Raw genomic sequence first — 22,041 nt, forward strand, 5'->3', positions numbered from 1 at the left:
TCTCTATCCTTTTAAATTTAGTGGCGATTGCGCGGACTAAATATTATAAATTTAGGTGAGATTATAACTAAAAGAAATTTTAATTAGGCTTTTGTGCGGCTCTCGTAGGCTTTTAGGAGTGAGAGCATATCGACATTTTCTAAATTTACGCCAGTTGGCACGCCCTGAGCGATCTTACTAAATGAAATTTCACTCATGCCAAGCTTGTCCTCGACATAAAGCATGAGAGCGTCTGAATTTAGCCCTGGCGTAAAGGCAAAGACGACCTCTTTTGAGCCATTTTGCTTGATAGCGCTTCGCAGCCTCTCTATGGCGTCCTCATCGATCTCGTCAAGCACGAAGTAAAGGCCGTTGTAGATGCCATTTTGCTCAAAAACCAAGATATCTTTTGGGCTCTCAACTAGCAAGATGACCTCGCTATCCCTGCTCTCGTCGCTGCAAATGTCGCAAATTTCATTTTCGCTTAGCCCACCACAACGCTCACAGCGTTTGATAAACCTTACTGCGTCTTCGATATTTTGCGCGAGCCTTAGCCCCGCAAAGCTATCTTGCATGCAGACAAAGTAGGCAAATCTCGCGGCTGATTTTTTACCGACACCTGGCAGCTTAGCAAAAGACTCAGTTAGTTCGTTAAATTTCTCTAAGCCCCTTTTCATGCGCGTTTTGCCTTTGCTCGAAGTAAAATTTTAAAGACATGATAGCCGTCTTCATAGTCATAAGCAAGCTCAAATTTTTGCATCTGGCAAATTTGCTCGATGATGTAAAGTCCAAGCCCCATGCCGCTTCCCGCACTCACCTTGTCGCCTCTTACAAAGGCTTGTTTATAGTAATCAATCGGATGATTTAGCTTTTTACCTAAATTTTTAACCGCTATAAATTCGCTATCGCAGATCAAAATGGCTTTCTTGTCCTCTGCGTATTTTAGGGCATTGTCTATCAAATTTTTAATCGCCAAACTAAAAAGCTGAAAATCCACTCTTAATATGACGTCATCTCTGATGTCACAGCTCACACGCTCCTCAAATTTATCAAGCATGAGCATATCTTGCACCTGCTCCAAAATGAGCGAGAAATGGCACTCTTGATAGTTTAGCGCGTAGCTTTTTGAAAGGAGCTGCTCGACCTTGCTAAATTCATTTATCAGCATCTCAAGGCGCTCAAAAACGTTTATGAGCCTCATCTTTTGAGTGTCGTTTGCAACCATCTCAGAGACGATCCTACCCTTGCCTATAGGCGTCTTTAGCTCATGCATGATCGCACGTAAAAATAGCTGCCTTGAGCGAATTAACTCTCTGATCTTGCAAACGGCGTTGTCAAATTCAACTGCGACCTGCCCGATCTCGTCTTGCTCGTTTTCATTTAACCTAGCAGTCATCGCCATCTCCATGTTTCCGCTGGCAAATTTTCTGATATCTTTGCTAAGTCTTCTAAGCGGCAAAAGGCTTCTAAGCACCGAAACATAAAGCGAGATAAGTAGAGCCGAGATGATCAAAAATGCCACCCAAAGCGGATCATTTACGTGTCTTGCGTCGTTGCTCTCAAGTAGCAGCTGAAAAGATGGATTTTTGATAAGTAGATACAAATCGCCTTTGTAATTAACCGACTGCATCATGCCAAGAGGCGTGTGCTGCGTAAAAATGGCGTTTCCGCTTGTAGTAACAGAGGTGGCTAAATTTTTGTTGCCGACATATTCTAGGTTGAAATTTTTAAAGTAGTGCTCTAAATCTCTTGGGGGATTGCCACGCTCGTAAAGCGCCACAAGATAGTTCATAGCGCTTATTTGTTTGTCTTTTAGCTTCTCAAGCGCACTTTCTTGCTGAATGTTTGCAAATGTCACAAAGAGCAAGCACATCAGCGAGAAAGCGATGGCAAAGATGATAGTTATCTTGGTGGTTATGGAGTATTTCATCCGATAAGCTTATATCCTATGCCTCTAACTGAAAATATATGTTTTGGCGCTTTTGAGCTGTCGCCGATCTTTGTTCTAAGGCGTCCGATGATGACATCTAGGCTCTTTGAGTCCTTATCTTTTAGGCTCTTGCAGTTATAAACTAGCTGCTCGCGAGATACTGAAAAGCTGTGCTGTTTGATGAGATAGGTTAAAATTTCATACTCAGCAGGTGTTAGAGCAAGGGCTTCATTATTAAAGTAAATTTCATGGCGCTTGTCGTCTATCCTAAATGCGCTATCAACGACCTCTTCTTGAACTTCGTTTGTCTTTTTATATCTTCTAATAAGACTTGTGATACGAGCATACATCTCTTTTGGATCGTATGGTTTTGGCAAATAATCATCCGCTCCAAGCTGAAGTCCAACGACCTTGTCGCTGATGTCACTGCGAGCCGAGCTTATGATGATAGGGATGTCGTATTTTTGGCGAATTTCTTTGCAAACCTCAAGACCGTCAATGCCAGGTAATGTAAGGTCAAGTATGAGCAGGTCGTAGTTTTTTATCCCTGCGCTTAGCCCTAGATATGGGTCTTCAAAGTTAGTCACTTTTATATTAAAACTATCAAGATATTCAGATAAAATTTGTGCAAATTCTGGATCGTCTTCTATCATTAAAACGTTAATCATAAATCATCCTTTTCATTGAAAAATAGTAGAGATTATACGGCAAAAATGTAAATTCTTTTTTAAATTTAAACTTTTTTGGATAAAATCTCACATTTAAAATAAGCTTAATAAACAAGGAAAAATGTGGAGTTTGATTATTACGAGATCCTTGAAATTTCAAGAAATGCAAGTGGCGACGAGATAAAAAAAGCCTTTAGAAAGCTCGCTTTAAAATACCACCCAGACAGAAACGCTGGCGACAAAGAGGCTGAGCATAAATTTAAACAGATAAACGAAGCCTATCAGGTCTTAAGCGATGAGCAAAAGCGCTCAATCTACGACAGATACGGCAAAGAAGGGCTTGAGGGTAGATTTGGCAGTGGCGGTGGCTTTAGCGCTGATTTTGACCTTTCAGACATTTTTGACTCGTTTTTTGGAGGCGGTTTTGGCGGTGGCTCTAGACAGAGAAAAAGACGAAGCGAAAAATACTCAGCCGACCTTGAAATTCCTATAAATTTAGAGTTTAACGAAGCTGTTTTTGGCTGCGAAAAAGAGATCAAATTTGATCAAAAAGTGCCTTGCCCAACATGCAACGCAACAGGTAGCAAAGACGGCAAAAACAAAACTTGCCAGCACTGTGGGGGAAGCGGCAGGATCACACGTGGAAATGGCTTTATGAATATCGTTCAAGAGTGCCCATACTGCCACGGATCTGGCGAAGTGATAAGCGAGCCATGTCCTGACTGCAACGCAAAAGCCTATAAAGTCCAGCAACAAAGCGTCAAGATCACGATCCCAGAGGGCGTTGATAGTGGCATGAGGATGAGGGTCGCTGGCAAAGGAAATATCGGTGCAAACGGCGTTCAAGGCGATCTTTACGTCAGCATAAATGTAAAAGAGGACAAGCACTTCATCCGCCACAATGACGATGTTTATATAGAAATTCCAGTCTTTTTCACCCAGGCTGTTCTTGGTGAGAGTATAAAAATCCCAACACTTCGCGGTGAAGCCGAGCTAAAACTGCCAGTTGGCGCGAAAGATAAACAGCAATTTATCTTTGAAAATGAGGGCATCAAAGGCGTAAATTCACGCAAAAAAGGCAGACTTGTAGCTCAAATTTCTATCCAAACACCTGATAAACTAAGCGACGAGCAAAAAGAGCTTTTAAATAAGCTTCAAGCTAGCTTTGGCATAGTTTCAGGCAAGTCAAGCACCGATGAGAGCGTCTTTGATAAGATAAAAAGCTGGTTTAAAGGCGACGAGCCAAAAGGCAAAAAGAAAAAATAAATTTAAATTTGTGACGTGAAATTTGGCGTCACAAATTCTTTAAAATAAATTTTATATATCCTAATTTTACAAGCAAATTTCACACAAATTTTAAAATTTCATGAGCGAGTAATTTTGGCTCTAAAATTTGAACTAAGCGGTAAGCGAAGCCAAATTTTAGTAGTCAATTTTTGCGAGTAAGTGAGGTTTTAAAATTTGCAAATGGTAGTGAAATTTACTTCTAAGGCAGGCAAATTCTACCAGCTGCCGCTAGCTCCGCCTCCGCCAAAACCACCGCCTCCGCCACTAAAGCCGCTTCCTCTGCCACTTGAGCGACCGCCACAATTTGAGCCTGAATTATCGCGTCTAAAGCCCATTGGCAAAGAGCCACCTTGGCTATTTCTCTTAAAAACGTCTTTTAAAATAAAGAAAAATACCGCAAATATAAAGGCAAAGGCGCCAAAGATGATAAGGTAGTTTTGCACGCCAAATCCCTGCTCAAGTGCGATTGATACAAGTCCAGCAAAGCACGTGCTAAAGCCAGTTCTAACAAAAAATTTGCCAAAGATCACAGAGGCAAAGCATGAGAGTATGCCAGCGATAAATGCGATCACGCCAAAAGGTATATTACCTAGGCTAAATTTACTCCTAAATTCCTCGCCGCTAGCTGCTTTTATGATCGCCAAAACGCCCTCTTTCACGCCTTCGCTAATCTTGCCATTTTTAAACTCAGGTATCATCACGCCATTTATGATCTGGCTTGAGATGGCATCGGTTAGCACCCCTTCAAGACCATATCCGACCTCGATGCGGACCTTTTTCTCATTTGGAGCGACCACCAAAAGCACGCCGTTGTTATCTTCTTTTTGACCTAATTTGTAGCCTCTAGCTATCTCAAGAGACAGCTCTTCGATGCTCCTGTTTTCAAGCGAATTTAAAGTCACTATGGCGATTTGCGTGGTGCTGTTTTGCTCGAAATTTTGCACTAAATTTAGAAGCTCATCTCTTTCGTTTTGTGAAAAGATATGAGCCTCATCGTTGATCTGCTCATTGAAATTTAGAGCAAAACAAAAGCAAAATGCAAAGAGCAAAAGAGCAAGAGCTTTTTTCATCACTTCTCAAACGAAACTTTTGGATTTTTCATATCTTCGCTGCTAACTTCGATGCCTTGCTTTGGCTTCATCTCTGGATGAAAGATGCTAGCTATAAATTTACCAGGAAAGCTTCTAAGAGCCACGTTGTACTCTTTTACAGCCTCGATGTAGTCGCGTCTTGCTACGCTTATGCGGTTTTCTGTGCCCTCAAGCTGGCTTTGGAGTGAGAGGAAATTTTGATTTGCTTTTAGCTCTGGATAGCTCTCGCTAACTGCCATTAGCCTGCCAAGTGCGGAGCCTAGCTGACCTTGAGCTGCCATAAATTCTTTAACCTTTGCCTCGTCGCTAAGACTGCTTGCATCGATGCTTACTTGCATGCTCTTGCTTCTTGCGTTTGCCACGTCTTCAAAGACCTTTTGCTCGTGGGCTGCGTAGCCTTTTACAGTTTCAACTAAATTCGGCACGAGATCGGCTCTTCTTTTGTATTGATTTAGCACCTGAGACCACTTCTCGTTGGTATTTTCATCAAGCACGACAAATGAATTTGCGTATTTGAAAGCGCCAAAAACAAGTGCTGCGATGACCACAACTATGGCTATTAAATTTTTCATATTTTCTCCTTTAAAAGGGGTGATATTAGTAAAATAAGGCTTAAAAAATGATGTAAATTTGAAGTTAGGTAAGTGAAGTGAGTGCTTAAAGTGCACTCACTTTTGGGGATTATAGGTCAGTTTGGACTTTATCGTCTATTTGTATATGGATAGTGTGTCCGCTTACTTGATCGACACTTGAGTAGCCCTTAAAGCCATCAGCATCGTAGTTAGAGTCAGCAGTCCATTTGTGATCTAGATCAACTTTTGTAGTTGAGTTACCATGCTCATCAACAGCGCCTTTTATCTTAAGAACAGTATCTAGATTATCAGTGATATCAAAGATTGCTTTTGCATTAAATTTGATCTCAGTGTTGCCTTGAAGTTGGATATTTTCAAAGCTTTCAACTTTAGCATCAAGACCAGCCACATGACTAAAATCAACCGTTTGTCCATCAACTATTAAAGTATCATTATCGCTATCGCCACCTTTCATAGTTGTGTGTTCATTGTATTCAGCTATAACTGCTTTAGGCAATATAGAAAGTGTCTCAGTTGGAAGTTTAGTTTCTAAGCCATCATGAGTTTTATAGGTAGCATCAACTTTTAGATCATATTTTGATATTGGATTGATGTCAAGCACCTGTTCAAATGCACCTTCTTTAATATCATCGGCTGTTAGTATATGATTTGCTGGTTTTGTTTGAGTGTGATTGTCTGGATCAGTATATTTGATCTCAACTGTATCGCCAGCTCTTGCATCTTCATTGAGATAGACTTTTATAGGAGTCTTATCTTCATTTTGAGAATTCTCATAAGTTTGCAACGCACCATCTCTGCTTGCATCTTCTGTAAATTGAATACCTCTTACAACATCTATCTCAGCATGTGCTTTATCCTCTGTGCTTACACTTTTATCAAATGAATCAGTTAAAGTTACTTTTGCCACTGTATCTTGACCAACCGCAATAGCTGCATCAAGCACAAGAGGATCATTTGCAGAGACATGGATATAAGTAGTAGTAGAGCCTACTTCTTCTTTTAATGTTATGTTGCCATTGACATCTTTACTATCAACTTCATAATGTTTAATTACTTTAGAGTTATCAGGATTTGTTACCTCAACATCTATCTTATCACCTTTTATCACATTTCCAGGAAGAGAAACTTTTACTTTTGAAGTATTGCTATCTGACTCATCTCTTGTGATAATGCCATTATCATTTGCATCAGCAGCTATGCTTATGTTTAGTCCTGCTTCGCTTAATGGAGCAAGTTGTGCTTTAGCCTCAGGAGAAGTTGCAGACATATCGCCAGAAGCATTTGTTATGGTTGCAGTTGCACTAGTCTCTTTGCCTGGGAGCATTTTAACATCACCAATTTCGATAGTATTGTTGCGTAAAGGATGAGGAACGCCATCTGCATCTACTAGTGATATATCGCCATTAGGAGCTTTTGAAACAGTATAGTTTACAGGTCTAGTTGCTGTAGTGCCATCAGTTTTTGGTTCAGTTATTAGCACCTCTACCTTATCGCCAGTTATAACATTATATGGCACTTGAACGCTTATAGTTGTTACTTTAACGCCATCAACAGATACAGACTCATCTCTATCTATCTTGCCATCTCTACTTGCATCATCTTCTTTAAATTCAACCTTTAAATTTGTAGCATCAAATGTTTTTAGTTTAGCTTCAGCTGTTTTTGTTTCTCCATTTATGGTAGCTTCTACTTTAGCTGGATGATCTTTGTCTATATGAACATCAGGAATTTTTAGCTTATTGCCAGGTGTAGATACGATATTACCACCTGCATCTTTTATAACAACGTTAGTACCATCATTTGAAACAACTGTATAAGATTTAGGAGTTCCTCCATCTACATTAACAGTTATAGTATCACCTACATTTACGCTTGTTGGTATCTGAAGCGTAGCTGAAGTTGTATTTAGTTGTCCATCTTTCATAGCTTCTTCTCTATCTAGCCAACCATTTCTATCTTTATCTTCATCGATAAGTAGTCTAAATCTTGTTCCAGTTCCAGCACCAGTGTCAAGTATGATATCACTCTTTGTTTCTACTTTATCAGCACCAGTACTATCAGTTACTTTAGCAGTGATGATAGTCTCTTCGCCATTTTGTAAATTTGTTAGAGGATATTTAACTGCATTGCCATTTACTATTAGAGGAGCGCCTCCATTATCATTTGTAACAGTAACAACGCCATTATTTTTGTTTATCGTATAAATTTCCTCAGGTGCACTATTATTACCTGTTTTACTGTTTATTATGAGCTTATCACCATCAACAAAATTTGAAGGTAGTTTAATGGTTGTCATCGTAGTGGTTCCAGTTGCTTCTGCATTACCCAAGATACCATCACCATCATCTGCATCAAAAGTTATCTTCATATCATCGTGAAGTTTTTCAAGAGTGTTGTGATTTTGTGCTTCAGCTTTTTTACCACCGCTTGCATCAGTAGTCTCTGCAGTTACGTTGATAGGCTTACCAGCTTCTATATGAACACCTTCGATCTTAAACTCATTTTTATCATTTACGGTTATAGAAGTATGAGTAGAAGTATCTTCTAGTGTGATCTTACCATGATCATCCCTACCTGTAACCTTATAAGTTTTAGGTGAAGCACCATCTATTGTTACATTTACTATATCACCTTTTATAACGTTATTTGGTACTTTTACTGCGATTGTAGTTTCGTCTAGCTTATTATCTCCGTCTTTACTCTCAGCTCTTGTTAGAGATACATTGCCATCACCATCTTCTACAAATCTTACAGCCATATCGTTTATACCAGCAATCGTAACACTACTTGAGCCTTTAGCATGTTGGATGCTACCGTCACTATCTACTATCTCAGCTGTTACTTTAGTTTCTTCGCCAGTTGCTGTTTTGATACCAGAAATTTTGAAACTTCTACCATCTGTTTCTGTATTTATTTCATTACCAGCACTATCTTTTACAAAAAACTTACCATTCGCGTCTCTTCCAACAGTATATTCTTTTGTTTTAGGAGTCTCATTTGGCTCATTTATGGTTACAGTTAATTTATCTCCACTTACTGCATTTTTAGGAAGTTTGATAGTAACTGTTGTGCTATTAAGGTCATGGTCGCTGATAGCCTGCTCTCTAGTCATAGTCTTGGCTCCATGAGCTTCTTCAAAGATAACTTCAGGTGCTTTTACATACTCTAAGCTAGCTGAAGCCTCAGCAGGACCTATAGGAGTGTTTCTATTTGGGTTTATGTGAGTAATGCTAGCTGTTATAGTTGTGTCTTCTCCATGTCTTACGCTAAATCCTTCAACATTAATAGCCCATTGATTAAGCTCCTCTTTTAAAGGAGCGTACTCAACATCGCCAGAATTAGTATGTTCTACTACTTTAGTTATAACACCTTTTTCATTTACATGTATAGTAAAGTCTCTAGTAGTATTTTCAAATTCTGTTTTACCATTAGAATCTTTTAAAAACGCTTTTTTTTCAGGGTCGCTAGGATCTAACTTAGGGGTTTTTATAGAAAGTGTAAGTGTATCACCATCATCAACTCTATTTGGCAATGTGATCTTTGCAGTTGTGTGATTTACTTCTTCATCACCCAAATCTTTGTTTACACCATTAAAATTCTTATCAATCTTAGTAACACTCTCTTGCCTTGAAATTTCATGAAGAGTTTTTTGCTCAGATAGTGTTATGGCCAATCCAGTATCAAGTGGATATACATTGTCTGTATCTGACTCCGCACTTTTTTGAGTACCATCAGCAGCTACTACGTGAACGCTTGCAAATGTTCTTACACCAGGAAATATTTCAAGTGGTACACCAGTTACTTTATGATCTCTAACCATTTCTGGGGTTAGTTCTAGTGTGATTGTTTTTTCATGAGGAACTGATGGATTGGTATTATTATAATTTAACGGATCAGTATAGGTTATGACGATCTTATCGCCAACTACTACATCTTTTGGAAGTGTTATATCCACTGGAGTGCTTCTGTAATTACCATCTCGTCCATTTTCAAGATCGCTTAATCCAGTATCATTGTCACGATCTTCAGTAAATACTAAAGTCGGTCTTACATCTGGAGTAACATTATCGGTTGCTATATCGCTCTTCCAAATGTTAGAATTTGTACTATCAGTAACATAAGCATCTACTTTTGAAATTTTACCCTCAGCAACTGGCATATCAGAGATGATTTTAGTAAAAGTATTATTTACTATATCAGTAGCATTGATGGTTATAGGTGGTAAAGGCGTTACTGTGCCATCTGGTTTTGTTAGAGTAATGTGAAGAATGTCACCAGGTATAACATCTGTTGCAGTTATAGTTACTGGTGACTCATTTTGTTTACCATCATTTTTATTTTCTGTATATGTTAAAAATCCATCGTCATTTCTATCTTCTGTAAATTCAACACTTACACTAGATCTATTTGGAGTTACACTATCCTCACTACTACCACTAACGTGTCCTTGGAAATTTGTAATAGTAGCATCTACTGTTGAAACTTTGCCTGGTTTTATAGGTGCGTCAAGCGGATAGCCACTACTTATGATAGCTGGTGTTATAACTACGTTTGTTACAGTTTTATTGCCATCCGGGTCAGTTATAGTGACATTTAGCACATCGCCAGCTCTTACTGTACCGTCATTTGGCACTGTGATAAGAACTTTAGATGTATTTATATCTGTATCATTTCCATGCTCAACTCTACTTAAGGTGCCGTCGTTGTTAGTATCATTTACAAAAGTTACAAGCGGTGCACCTGGGATTATAGTATCGTCGCCATCATTGCCATCTCTGTAACCACCTACTGGGTTATCATATGAAGCAAAAGCTCTGTTTGTATCAGTTAAATTTCTATAAGTTTCATTGATGTTTGAATAGTGTCCACCTTCAGCAAACTGAGCATCACTTAGGCTAACACCATCTCCACCACCAGCAGCTGCAGCATTTCCACCAGCAGCAGTCTCTTCAAGTTTTGTTAGATCTCCGCCATTTAAAATAGCATTTTGTAATGCACTTATATCAGCTAAGCCGTCACTTCCTATTGTGCTTTGATTTAATGCTAGAGTATCATCGCCTAATATCGTGATCTCTTTACCATTGTTTGCAACGATAGTTACCTTGTCAGCTGCGTCACTCGTCTTAACGCTTTCGCCCATATAAACGATGTCGCCAACTTTTAGCTCTCTAGCATTTCCATTTTGATCAACAGCAACTGCCTTGCCTGTTAGTGATTTTACTACTCCGGCTTCCTTTGCCATAAAAACTCCTTATCTTATTTTTATTTACTAAATATTACGCATGATTATATACTAACTCTATCGATATAACTTTATGCGAGAAAATACGACTTTTAAGAGAAAGAGGTGTGTCAAATTCATAATAAAGTCCAAAAATTTATATTGTCAATATTTTGTAAAAATACGTTTTTATAGGCTTTTTTTAAAAAAATAATTTTCATAAAATAATAAAAAAATAAGTATATAAAATATCATCTTTTTATCACAAATGCCTATTTTATAGTACTTTGAATTAGCATGACACTACAATATAACTATAAGATTTGCGAATTTGTAAAAATTATCGGATCTAAAATAGCGAATTTATTTAATATCTTTGTCTGCCTATTATAGTGAAGTTAACTTGCGTGTAAATTTATAAATTACATTTTTTAAAATCATACTTTTTAGTTAGTATATGGATGAAATTTTATGAGGTTATAAAATTTAGAAAGGGCACTTGGTTTTTAAATCCAAGTGCCCCTTAAAGAGTCTAGTGACTCTTATTTTTTAGAAATCAGTTTTGATTTCATTATTTATCTGGATATATATTGTTTGACCTTTTTCAGTTATGCCTTCATACGCTGTATAACCGCTATCTGCCGCTACGTCATGTGTAACCTTCCAGTTGCCACCTTTAACAGTATCATGCGCATCACCATCTATTTTCAAAATAGTATTTTTATTATCAGTGATATCTAGCACATCTTCGGCTCTAATTGTCATCTCTATCGCATCAGAAGTACCACCTTTACCTAGGTCAATCCTTTCAAAGTTGCTCACCTTACCATCTAAGCCACTTATATTACTAAAGTCGATATTGTGCTTGATGACAAGCGTATCAGATCCATCTCCACCATCTAAAATTTTCGCATCATTATGATAAATGATGGTATCATTGCCTTCACCACCAAGCAATGCATCATGTCCGCCTTTACCATCTATGTAGTCATTACCCCTACCACCCAGTATAGCGTCATTACCAGATGTGCCATTTAGCGTGTCACCATTCATTGTACCATACTTAATGTGATCAAATCCTGCGATGCCATTCGTATTAATAGTGGTCGTAGCACTTACACTATCGCCATCTGCATCAGTAACAGAGTATTTTATCTCCACACTCTCTTCTTTGTCTGCTTTGGCTAGATCTGCATTTGGATTATACTCATATTTGCCAGTTACCATATCAATAGTAATCTTACTACCTGTTGGTAGCGTAGCTGTAAAATTTGAGCCGCTATGTGGCATAGACTCGCCACTTATAGTATAACTACCTTCGCCTCCATTTTCTCCTGGTGTATAAGTATATGTCTTTACTCCTCCTGCAGTATTTAGCGTGATGGCCACTGCTTGAGCACCCGCACCATCTGCTCCGAATTCTATAGACGTCTTACCAAAAGTATCTGCTTCTTTTAAAGTATCCATGATATTGCCTTTGAAACTCTTAGTAGGAAGAGCTAGCTCAGCAAAGTCTTTGGCATCTATATCCCTTCTCTCTACACCGTCATATGCGATAGGATCTAGTTTATCTAATTTTGCATCATTGCCTAAAGCAAATGATTCAGCTATGACTTTATTGTTGATCAGCCAGTTTTCCCATACTGCTTTCTCAGCATCATCTATACCGTGATTAATTATAACCCTGCTAGTGATGTCGCTAGTAACCCATTTACCACTAGCCCAACTATAATAATGCCTAGTGAAATCAGTACCTGTTGCATTTGATGTTATATAGTCGCTTGTGCCACTAGCTACAAATTTATTATCTGCTGTATAATCCCAAGTCCTACCATCATATACAATACTAGCCCTATTTTCAAGACTTCCAAGAGCACCACCCACTCTTGAGTCAGACATGGTTGGTTCACCATCAGAGACAAAATGCAATCTGTTTTCTACGTCTGCACCAGTTATTTTGCCATTTTTAGCGAAAGTATCTTTTGCTTGCGCTAAAGCTGCATCATAGTTTGTACCACCTTTTATATCATCTATAGGCAAGTTAACAGAGGCTGAAATGTTATACTCTCCCTGACCCCTAACTTTTAGTATAAAGTTGCCATCATCATCCAACACAATCTTACTATTTTTATAGTAATTATGGTCAGTTATATACTCGCCATTAGCATTTTTAGACCATATTTTTTTATCATACTTTATATAGTCACCACCAAAATATTTGTCAATAAGTGCCTTGGCTTCAGAGATACTCATCCATGTCTGTCCACTAGAAGACTTAAGCTCTTTAGCATCACCTGCAAATGCAACCATGCTAACTTTAACATTTTCATCACCTTTTAATGAGTACTGATTAAGTAAGTTCATCACACCTTCATGAGCTATCTCTAAACGAGTTTTTTCTACCAATACTGGTCTATCCAGATCGTCAACCCACTTGCCATTTTCAAATTTTTGCTCGTATAATTTTTTACCATTTGCATCAACTGCTTGAGTCTGGCTCTTAAAGAACATACTACGTGAGAAGTCAAGGACAAGCGTGACGTTGCTTCTAGGTTGCTCAAAACCAACAATAACATTTTCAGTACTATCGCTAGCAACGTAAGGTGAATCATCTTGGATATTTATCTCCACAGCAGACTTAGCTATTGCACCATGAGCATTTGTCGCTTTTATGGCTACACTAGCGGTTACTACGTCTTCGCCATTACCAGCAGGATCGTGATCTACTGGTTTTTCTAAAACAACTTTAGTGGCACCAGTCTCTTTATTTAGCTTAACCGTGAGCACTGTTTCACCACTAGTCTCTTTAACGCCGATTATAGAAATACTCTTTCCATCTCCACCAACAGCAGGAACGCTCTTCCAAATTATCTTCTCTCCACCTGATTTTAGACCACTGTTTGCACCATCAGTGACAGCAAATTCAAACGTTACTTTTGATGCACTAACTACATTTATTGATTTATTATCTTCTACAGAATTTGTAGTGTCATTTGTTCCTTTGTTATCTTTTATACCACCAGGCAGACCCTCCTCAGATACATTTAAACTTACTTTTGTATCTATGCTTATATGATCAAATTCTACCTCATATATATTATTAGCAGTTACATCTTTGTGGTTACCTTGTTTATCAACTGCATTGTAGACAGCCTCTATCTTACCATTTGGTTTATTAGATGTACCATCAGTAAATTCTTCAGTTCTTATATTTGTAAGTTCATACTTATATTTACCATTACCAAGATCCTCAGTAATCTTAGCATCACCAATCTTTCTGCCATCTACACTAATAGCTATCTTATCGTTAGTCATATCTACTACGATATCTTTACCTACTACTAGCTCACCTACTATCTTCTCACCATCTTTACCATCATGAAGCTCTTTTTCAGTGATGATGTGGTCGTTACCTTCAGCTGTTTTTAGCTCTACACTAATATATACGCCGTTTTCATTAGTAGTAGGTTTAGATGGATCATCTTCTTGTTTAGGACCACTAAATTCTACCTCATATATATTATTAGCAGTTACATCTTTGTGGTTACCTTGTTTATCAACTGCATTGTAGACAGCCTCTATCTTACCATTTGGTTTATTAGATGTACCATCAGTAAATTCTTCAGTTCTTATATTTGTAAGTTCATACTTATATTTACCATTACCAAGATCCTCAGTAATCTTAGCATCACCAATCTTTCTGCCATCTACACTAATAGCTATCTTATCGTTAGTCATATCTACTACGATATCTTTACCTACTACTAGCTCACCTACTATCTTCTCACCATCTTTACCATCATGAAGCTCTTTTTCAGTGATGATGTGGTCGTTACCTTCAGCTGTTTTTAGCTCTACACTAATATATACGCCGTTTTCATTAGTAGTAGGTTTAGATGGATCATCTTCTTGTTTAGGACCACTAAATTCTACCTCATATATATTATTAGCAGTTACATCTTTGTGGTTACCTTGTTTATCAACTGCATTGTAGACAGCCTCTATCTTACCATTTGGTTTATTAGATGTACCATCAGTAAATTCTTCAGTTCTTATATTTGTAAGTTCATACTTATATTTACCATTACCAAGATCCTCAGTAATCTTAGCATCACCAATCTTTCTGCCATCTACACTAATAGCTATCTTATCGTTAGTCATATCTACTACGATATCTTTACCTACTACTAGCTCACCTACTATCTTCTCACCATCTTTACCATCATGAAGCTCTTTTTCAGTGATGATGTGGTCGTTACCTTCAGCTGTTTTTAGCTCTACACTAATATATACGCCGTTTTCATTAGTAGTAGGTTTAGATGGATCATCTTCTTGTTTAGGACCACTAAATTCTACCTCATATATATTATTAGCAGTTACATCTTTGTGGTTACCTTGTTTATCAACTGCATTGTAGACAGCCTCTATCTTACCATTTGGTTTATTAGATGTACCATCAGTAAATTCTTCAGTTCTTATATTTGTAAGTTCATACTTATATTTACCATTACCAAGATCCTCAGTAATCTTAGCATCACCAATCTTTCTGCCATCTACACTAATAGCTATCTTATCGTTAGTCATATCTACTACGATATCTTTACCTACTACTAGCTCACCTACTATCTTCTCACCATCTTTACCATCATGAAGCTCTTTTTCAGTGATGATGTGGTCGTTACCTTCAGCTGTTTTTAGCTCTACACTAATATATACGCCGTTTTCATTAGTAGTAGGTTTAGATGGATCATCTTCTTGTTTAGGACCACTAAATTCTACCTCATATATATTATTAGCAGTTACATCTTTGTGGTTACCTTGTTTATCAACTGCATTGTAGACAGCCTCTATCTTACCATTTGGTTTATTAGATGTACCATCAGTAAATTCTTCAGTTCTTATATTTGTAAGTTCATACTTATATTTACCATTACCAAGATCCTCAGTAATCTTAGCATCACCAATCTTTCTGCCATCTACACTAATAGCTATCTTATCGTTAGTCATATCTACTACGATATCTTTACCTACTACTAGCTCACCTACTATCTTCTCACCATCTTTACCATCATGAAGCTCTTTTTCAGTGATGATGTGGTCGTTACCTTCAGCTGTTTTTAGCTCTACACTAATATATACGCCGTTTTCATTAGTAGTAGGTTTAGATGGATCATCTTCTTGTTTAGGACCACTAAATTCTACCTCATATATATTATTAGCAGTTACATCTTTGTGGTTACCTTGTTTATCAACTGCATTGTAGACAGCCTCTATCTTACCATTTGGTTTATTAGATGTACCATCAGTAAATTCTTCAGTTCTTATATTTGTAAGTTCATACTTATATTTACCATTACCAAGATCCTCAGTAATCTTAGCATCACCAATCTTTCTGCCATCTACACTAATAGCTATCTTATCGTTAGTCATATCTACTACGATATCTTTACCTACTACTAGCTCACCTACTATCTTCTCACCATCTTTACCATCATGAAGCTCTTTTTCAGTGATGATGTGGTCGTTACCTTCAGCTGTTTTTAGCTCTACACTAATATATACGCCGTTTTCATTAGTAGTAGGTTTAGATGGATCATCTTCTTGTTTAGGACCACTAAATTCTACCTCATATATATTATTAGCAGTTACATCTTTGTGGTTACCTTGTTTATCAACTGCATTGTAGACAGCCTCTATCTTACCATTTGGTTTATTAGATGTACCATCAGTAAATTCTTCAGTTCTTATATTTGTAAGTTCATACTTATATTTACCATTACCAAGATCCTCAGTAATCTTAGCATCACCAATCTTTCTGCCATCTACACTAATAGCTATCTTATCGTTAGTCATATCTACTACGATATCTTTACCTACTACTAGCTCACCTACTATCTTCTCACCATCTTTACCATCATGAAGCTCTTTTTCAGTGATGATGTGGTCGTTACCTTCAGCTGTTTTTAGCTCTACACTAATATATACGCCGTTTTCATTAGTAGTAGGTTTAGATGGATCATCTTCTTGTTTAGGACCACTAAATTCTACCTCATATATATTATTAGCAGTTACATCTTTGTGGTTACCTTGTTTATCAACTGCATTGTAGACAGCCTCTATCTTACCATTTGGTTTATTAGATGTACCATCAGTAAATTCTTCAGTTCTTATATTTGTAAGTTCATACTTATATTTACCATTACCAAGATCCTCAGTAATCTTAGCATCACCAATCTTTCTGCCATCTACACTAATAGCTATCTTATCGTTAGTCATATCTACTACGATATCTTTACCTACTACTAGCTCACCTACTATCTTCTCACCATCTTTACCATCATGAAGCTCTTTTTCAGTGATGATGTGGTCGTTACCTTCAGCTGTTTTTAGCTCTACACTAATATATACGCCGTTTTCATTAGTAGTAGGTTTAGATGGATCATCTTCTTGTTTAGGACCACTAAATTCTACCTCATATATATTATTAGCAGTTACATCTTTGTGGTTACCTTGTTTATCAACTGCATTGTAGACAGCCTCTATCTTACCATTTGGTTTATTAGATGTACCATCAGTAAATTCTTCAGTTCTTATATTTGTAAGTTCATACTTATATTTACCATTACCAAGATCCTCAGTAATCTTAGCATCACCAATCTTTCTGCCATCTACACTAATAGCTATCTTATCGTTAGTCATATCTACTACGATATCTTTACCTACTACTAGCTCACCTACTATCTTCTCACCATCTTTACCATCATGAAGCTCTTTTTCAGTGATGATGTGGTCGTTACCTTCAGCTGTTTTTAGCTCTACACTAATATATACGCCGTTTTCATTAGTAGTAGGTTTAGATGGATCATCTTCTTGTTTAGGACCACTAAATTCTACCTCATATATATTATTAGCAGTTACATCTTTGTGGTTACCTTGTTTATCAACTGCATTGTAGACAGCCTCTATCTTACCATTTGGTTTATTAGATGTACCATCAGTAAATTCTTCAGTTCTTATATTTGTAAGTTCATACTTATATTTACCATTACCAAGATCCTCAGTAATCTTAGCATCACCAATCTTTCTGCCATCTACACTAATAGCTATCTTATCGTTAGTCATATCTACTACGATATCTTTACCTACTACTAGCTCACCTACTATCTTCTCACCATCTTTACCATCATGAAGCTCTTTTTCAGTGATGATGTGGTCGTTACCTTCAGCTGTTTTTAGCTCTACACTAATATATACGCCGTTTTCATTAGTAGTAGGTTTAGATGGATCATCTTCTTGTTTAGGACCACTAAATTCTACCTCATATATATTATTAGCAGTTACATCTTTGTGGTTACCTTGTTTATCAACTGCATTGTAGACAGCCTCTATCTTACCATTTGGTTTATTAGATGTACCATCAGTAAATTCTTCAGTTCTTATATTTGTAAGTTCATACTTATATTTACCATTACCAAGATCCTCAGTAATCTTAGCATCACCAATCTTTCTGCCATCTACACTAATAGCTATCTTATCGTTAGTCATATCTACTACGATATCTTTACCTACTACTAGCTCACCTACTATCTTCTCACCATCTTTACCATCATGAAGCTCTTTTTCAGTGATGATGTGGTCGTTACCTTCAGCTGTTTTTAGCTCTACACTAATATATACGCCGTTTTCATTAGTAGTAGGTTTAGATGGATCATCTTCTTGTTTAGGACCACTAAATTCTACCTCATATATATTATTAGCAGTTACATCTTTGTGGTTACCTTGTTTATCAACTGCATTGTAGACAGCCTCTATCTTACCATTTGGTTTATTAGATGTACCATCAGTAAATTCTTCAGTTCTTATATTTGTAAGTTCATACTTATATTTACCATTACCAAGATCCTCAGTAATCTTAGCATCACCAATCTTTCTGCCATCTACACTAATAGCTATCTTATCGTTAGTCATATCTACTACGATATCTTTACCTACTACTAGCTCACCTACTATCTTCTCACCATCTTTACCATCATGAAGCTCTTTTTCAGTGATGATGTGGTCGTTACCTTCAGCTGTTTTTAGCTCTACACTAATATATACGCCGTTTTCATTAGTAGTAGGTTTAGATGGATCATCTTCTTGTTTAGGACCACTAAATTCTACCTCATATATATTATTAGCAGTTACATCTTTGTGGTTACCTTGTTTATCAACTGCATTGTAGACAGCCTCTATCTTACCATTTGGTTTATTAGATGTACCATCAGTAAATTCTTCAGTTCTTATATTTGTAAGTTCATACTTATATTTACCATTACCAAGATCCTCAGTAATCTTAGCATCACCAATCTTTCTGCCATCTACACTAATAGCTATCTTATCGTTAGTCATATCTACTACGATATCTTTACCTACTACTAGCTCACCTACTATCTTCTCACCATCTTTACCATCATGAAGCTCTTTTTCAGTGATGATGTGGTCGTTACCTTCAGCTGTTTTTAGCTCTACACTAATATATACGCCGTTTTCATTAGTAGTAGGTTTAGATGGATCATCTTCTTGTTTAGGACCACTAAATTCTACCTCATATATATTATTAGCAGTTACATCTTTGTGGTTACCTTGTTTATCAACTGCATTGTAGACAGCCTCTATCTTACCATTTGGTTTATTAGATGTACCATCAGTAAATTCTTCAGTTCTTATATTTGTAAGTTCATACTTATATTTACCATTACCAAGATCCTCAGTAATCTTAGCATCACCAATCTTTCTGCCATCTACACTAATAGCTATCTTATCGTTAGTCATATCTACTACGATATCTTTACCTACTACTAGCTCACCTACTATCTTCTCACCATCTTTACCATCATGAAGCTCTTTTTCAGTGATGATGTGGTCGTTACCTTCAGCTGTTTTTAGCTCTACACTAATATATACGCCGTTTTCATTAGTAGTAGGTTTAGATGGATCATCTTCTTGTTTAGGACCACTAAATTCTACCTCATATATATTATTAGCAGTTACATCTTTGTGGTTACCTTGTTTATCAACTGCATTGTAGACAGCCTCTATCTTACCATTTGGTTTATTAGATGTACCATCAGTAAATTCTTCAGTTCTTATATTTGTAAGTTCATACTTATATTTACCATTACCAAGATCCTCAGTAATCTTAGCATCACCAATCTTTCTGCCATCTACACTAATAGCTATCTTATCGTTAGTCATATCTACTACGATATCTTTACCTACTACTAGCTCACCTACTATCTTCTCACCATCTTTACCATCATGAAGCTCTTTTTCAGTGATGATGTGGTCGTTACCTTCAGCTGTTTTTAGCTCTACACTAATATATACGCCGTTTTCATTAGTAGTAGGTTTAGATGGATCATCTTCTTGTTTAGGACCACTAAATTCTACCTCATATATATTATTAGCAGTTACATCTTTGTGGTTACCTTGTTTATCAACTGCATTGTAGACAGCCTCTATCTTACCATTTGGTTTATTAGATGTACCATCAGTAAATTCTTCAGTTCTTATATTTGTAAGTTCATACTTATATTTACCATTACCAAGATCCTCAGTAATCTTAGCATCACCAATCTTTCTGCCATCTACACTAATAGCTATCTTATCGTTAGTCATATCTACTACGATATCTTTACCTACTACTAGCTCACCTACTATCTTCTCACCATCTTTACCATCATGAAGCTCTTTTTCAGTGATGATGTGGTCGTTACCTTCAGCTGTTTTTAGCTCTACACTAATATATACGCCGTTTTCATTAGTAGTAGGTTTAGATGGATCATCTTCTTGTTTAGGACCACTAAATTCTACCTCATATATATTATTAGCAGTTACATCTTTGTGGTTACCTTGTTTATCAACTGCATTGTAGACAGCCTCTATCTTACCATTTGGTTTATTAGATGTACCATCAGTAAATTCTTCAGTTCTTATATTTGTAAGTTCATACTTATATTTACCATTACCAAGATCCTCAGTAATCTTAGCATCACCAATCTTTCTGCCATCTACACTAATAGCTATCTTATCGTTAGTCATATCTACTACGATATCTTTACCTACTACTAGCTCACCTACTATCTTCTCACCATCTTTACCATCATGAAGCTCTTTTTCAGTGATGATGTGGTCGTTACCTTCAGCTGTTTTTAGCTCTACACTAATATATACGCCGTTTTCATTAGTAGTAGGTTTAGATGGATCATCTTCTTGTTTAGGACCACTAAATTCTACCTCATATATATTATTAGCAGTTACATCTTTGTGGTTACCTTGTTTATCAACTGCATTGTAGACAGCCTCTATCTTACCATTTGGTTTATTAGATGTACCATCAGTAAATTCTTCAGTTCTTATATTTGTAAGTTCATACTTATATTTACCATTACCAAGATCCTCAGTAATCTTAGCATCACCAATCTTTCTGCCATCTACACTAATAGCTATCTTATCGTTAGTCATATCTACTACGATATCTTTACCTACTACTAGCTCACCTACTATCTTCTCACCATCTTTACCATCATGAAGCTCTTTTTCAGTGATGATGTGGTCGTTACCTTCAGCTGTTTTTAGCTCTACACTAAGAGAAACAAACGTGTCTAATACTATTACATCTTTAATATTACTATTATCAGAATTAGCACCACCCACGGAATTTATAGGAGTGGCAAAAGCGTAATGGGTATCATTTATATTTCTCCCGTAAGCATAAATATTGCTCTCATGGCCTCCCTCAGCAAATCTTGCTTCACCCAAACTCACACCATCGCCGCTGCCAGTATCACCACCACCTGCAGCTGTTTCTTCAAGCTGTGTTAGGTCTTTGCCTGCCAAGATAGCTTTTTGTAAATCATTTACATCAGCTATGGTATTGATATTTGGATTTTGAATATTTAATATATTTTGATCAATAAGTACAGTATCATTAGCTAGAATACTAACATCTTTACCGCCATCCATTGCAATCACGGCATTGGAGTTATTTCCAATTGTTTTTACTATTTCTCCAAAGAAGATAGCGTCGCCTGCTGTCAAAATTCTTTCTTTTCCGTTAGCATCAACTGCAACAACGGTGCCAGAAACTTGCTTTATTACGCCAACTTGTGTAGCCATTTTAAATCCTTTTCAAACAATGTTTGCGGCATTGTACTGGAAATAAAATAGTTTTTCTATTGTACTTTGGTACAACTTAAGAGGTTTATTATCACTCAAAGTCCCATAAATA

The 22,041-nt window shown here is 36.9% G+C and carries 8 protein-coding genes; 1 reads left to right on the forward strand and 7 read right to left on the reverse strand.

All coding sequences use genetic code 11. The features are described 5' to 3' along the window. Positions 1-83 precede the first annotated feature (83 nt). Genes recR through CVS89_RS08085 form a run of 3 tightly spaced genes read right to left on the reverse strand, consistent with a single transcriptional unit; the run spans position 84 to position 2,577 of the window. Positions 84-656: a recombination mediator RecR gene (gene recR, locus CVS89_RS08075; RefSeq protein WP_009294391.1), complete on the reverse strand. Its 573-nt coding sequence runs from the start codon at positions 654-656 to the stop codon at positions 84-86. Beyond that, positions 653-1,909, reverse strand: a complete 1,257-nt coding sequence (locus tag CVS89_RS08080) for an ArsS family sensor histidine kinase (protein ID WP_021086841.1) — start codon at positions 1,907-1,909, stop codon at positions 653-655. The genes recR and CVS89_RS08080 overlap by 4 nt, the downstream gene beginning before the upstream one ends. Further along, positions 1,906-2,577 (reverse strand): response regulator transcription factor, encoded by a 672-nt coding sequence (locus tag CVS89_RS08085; RefSeq protein ID WP_009294394.1) that lies wholly within the window; start codon positions 2,575-2,577, stop codon positions 1,906-1,908. The genes CVS89_RS08080 and CVS89_RS08085 overlap by 4 nt, the downstream gene beginning before the upstream one ends. A 123-nt stretch (positions 2,578-2,700) precedes the next feature. Between CVS89_RS08085 and dnaJ the strand changes: the two genes are divergently transcribed. Continuing rightward, positions 2,701-3,843 carry a molecular chaperone DnaJ gene (dnaJ, locus tag CVS89_RS08090; protein WP_107847419.1) on the forward strand — a complete coding sequence of 381 codons (1,143 nt, stop codon included), beginning with the start codon at positions 2,701-2,703 and terminating at the stop codon, positions 3,841-3,843. Positions 3,844-4,079: 236 nt separating this feature from the next. Here the strand turns inward: dnaJ and CVS89_RS08095 are convergent, their stop codons facing one another. The 4 genes from CVS89_RS08095 to CVS89_RS08110 form a co-directional block, all read right to left on the reverse strand. After that, positions 4,080-4,934: a TPM domain-containing protein gene (locus CVS89_RS08095; protein WP_107847417.1), complete on the reverse strand. Its 855-nt coding sequence runs from the start codon at positions 4,932-4,934 to the stop codon at positions 4,080-4,082. Next, the gene (locus CVS89_RS08100; protein ID WP_021088893.1) at positions 4,934-5,527 is read right to left on the reverse strand and encodes a LemA family protein; all 594 of its coding nucleotides are present in this window, start codon (positions 5,525-5,527) and stop codon (positions 4,934-4,936) included. The genes CVS89_RS08095 and CVS89_RS08100 overlap by 1 nt, the downstream gene beginning before the upstream one ends. Positions 5,528-5,636: 109 nt before the next feature. Further along, a complete protein-coding gene (locus tag CVS89_RS08105) occupies positions 5,637-10,790 on the reverse strand; it encodes a retention module-containing protein (protein ID WP_107847415.1) in 5,154 nt (1,717 codons plus the stop codon). A gap of 528 nt (positions 10,791-11,318) precedes the next feature. Then, a complete protein-coding gene (locus CVS89_RS08110) occupies positions 11,319-21,929 on the reverse strand; it encodes a retention module-containing protein (RefSeq protein WP_196376806.1) in 10,611 nt (3,536 codons plus the stop codon). Between the last annotated feature and the right edge of the window lie 112 nt (positions 21,930-22,041).

The sequence above is a fragment of the Campylobacter concisus genome, from assembly GCF_003048615.2.
In the GTDB taxonomy this organism is placed as follows: Bacteria; Campylobacterota; Campylobacteria; order Campylobacterales; family Campylobacteraceae; genus Campylobacter_A; species Campylobacter_A concisus_C.

What these genes read in the sequence shown, in the direction of transcription:
- recR (WP_009294391.1), bottom strand. Translation starts at nt 656, where the DNA reads ATGAAAAGGGGCTTAGAGAAATTTAACGAACTAACTGAGTCTTTTGCT.
- CVS89_RS08080 (WP_021086841.1), bottom strand. Translation starts at nt 1,909, where the DNA reads ATGAAATACTCCATAACCACCAAGATAACTATCATCTTTGCCATCGCT.
- CVS89_RS08085 (WP_009294394.1), bottom strand. Translation starts at nt 2,577, where the DNA reads ATGATTAACGTTTTAATGATAGAAGACGATCCAGAATTTGCACAAATT.
- CVS89_RS08095 (WP_107847417.1), bottom strand. Translation starts at nt 4,934, where the DNA reads ATGAAAAAAGCTCTTGCTCTTTTGCTCTTTGCATTTTGCTTTTGTTTT.
- CVS89_RS08100 (WP_021088893.1), bottom strand. Translation starts at nt 5,527, where the DNA reads ATGAAAAATTTAATAGCCATAGTTGTGGTCATCGCAGCACTTGTTTTT.
- CVS89_RS08105 (WP_107847415.1), bottom strand. Translation starts at nt 10,790, where the DNA reads ATGGCAAAGGAAGCCGGAGTAGTAAAATCACTAACAGGCAAGGCAGTT.
- CVS89_RS08110 (WP_196376806.1), bottom strand. Translation starts at nt 21,929, where the DNA reads ATGGCTACACAAGTTGGCGTAATAAAGCAAGTTTCTGGCACCGTTGTT.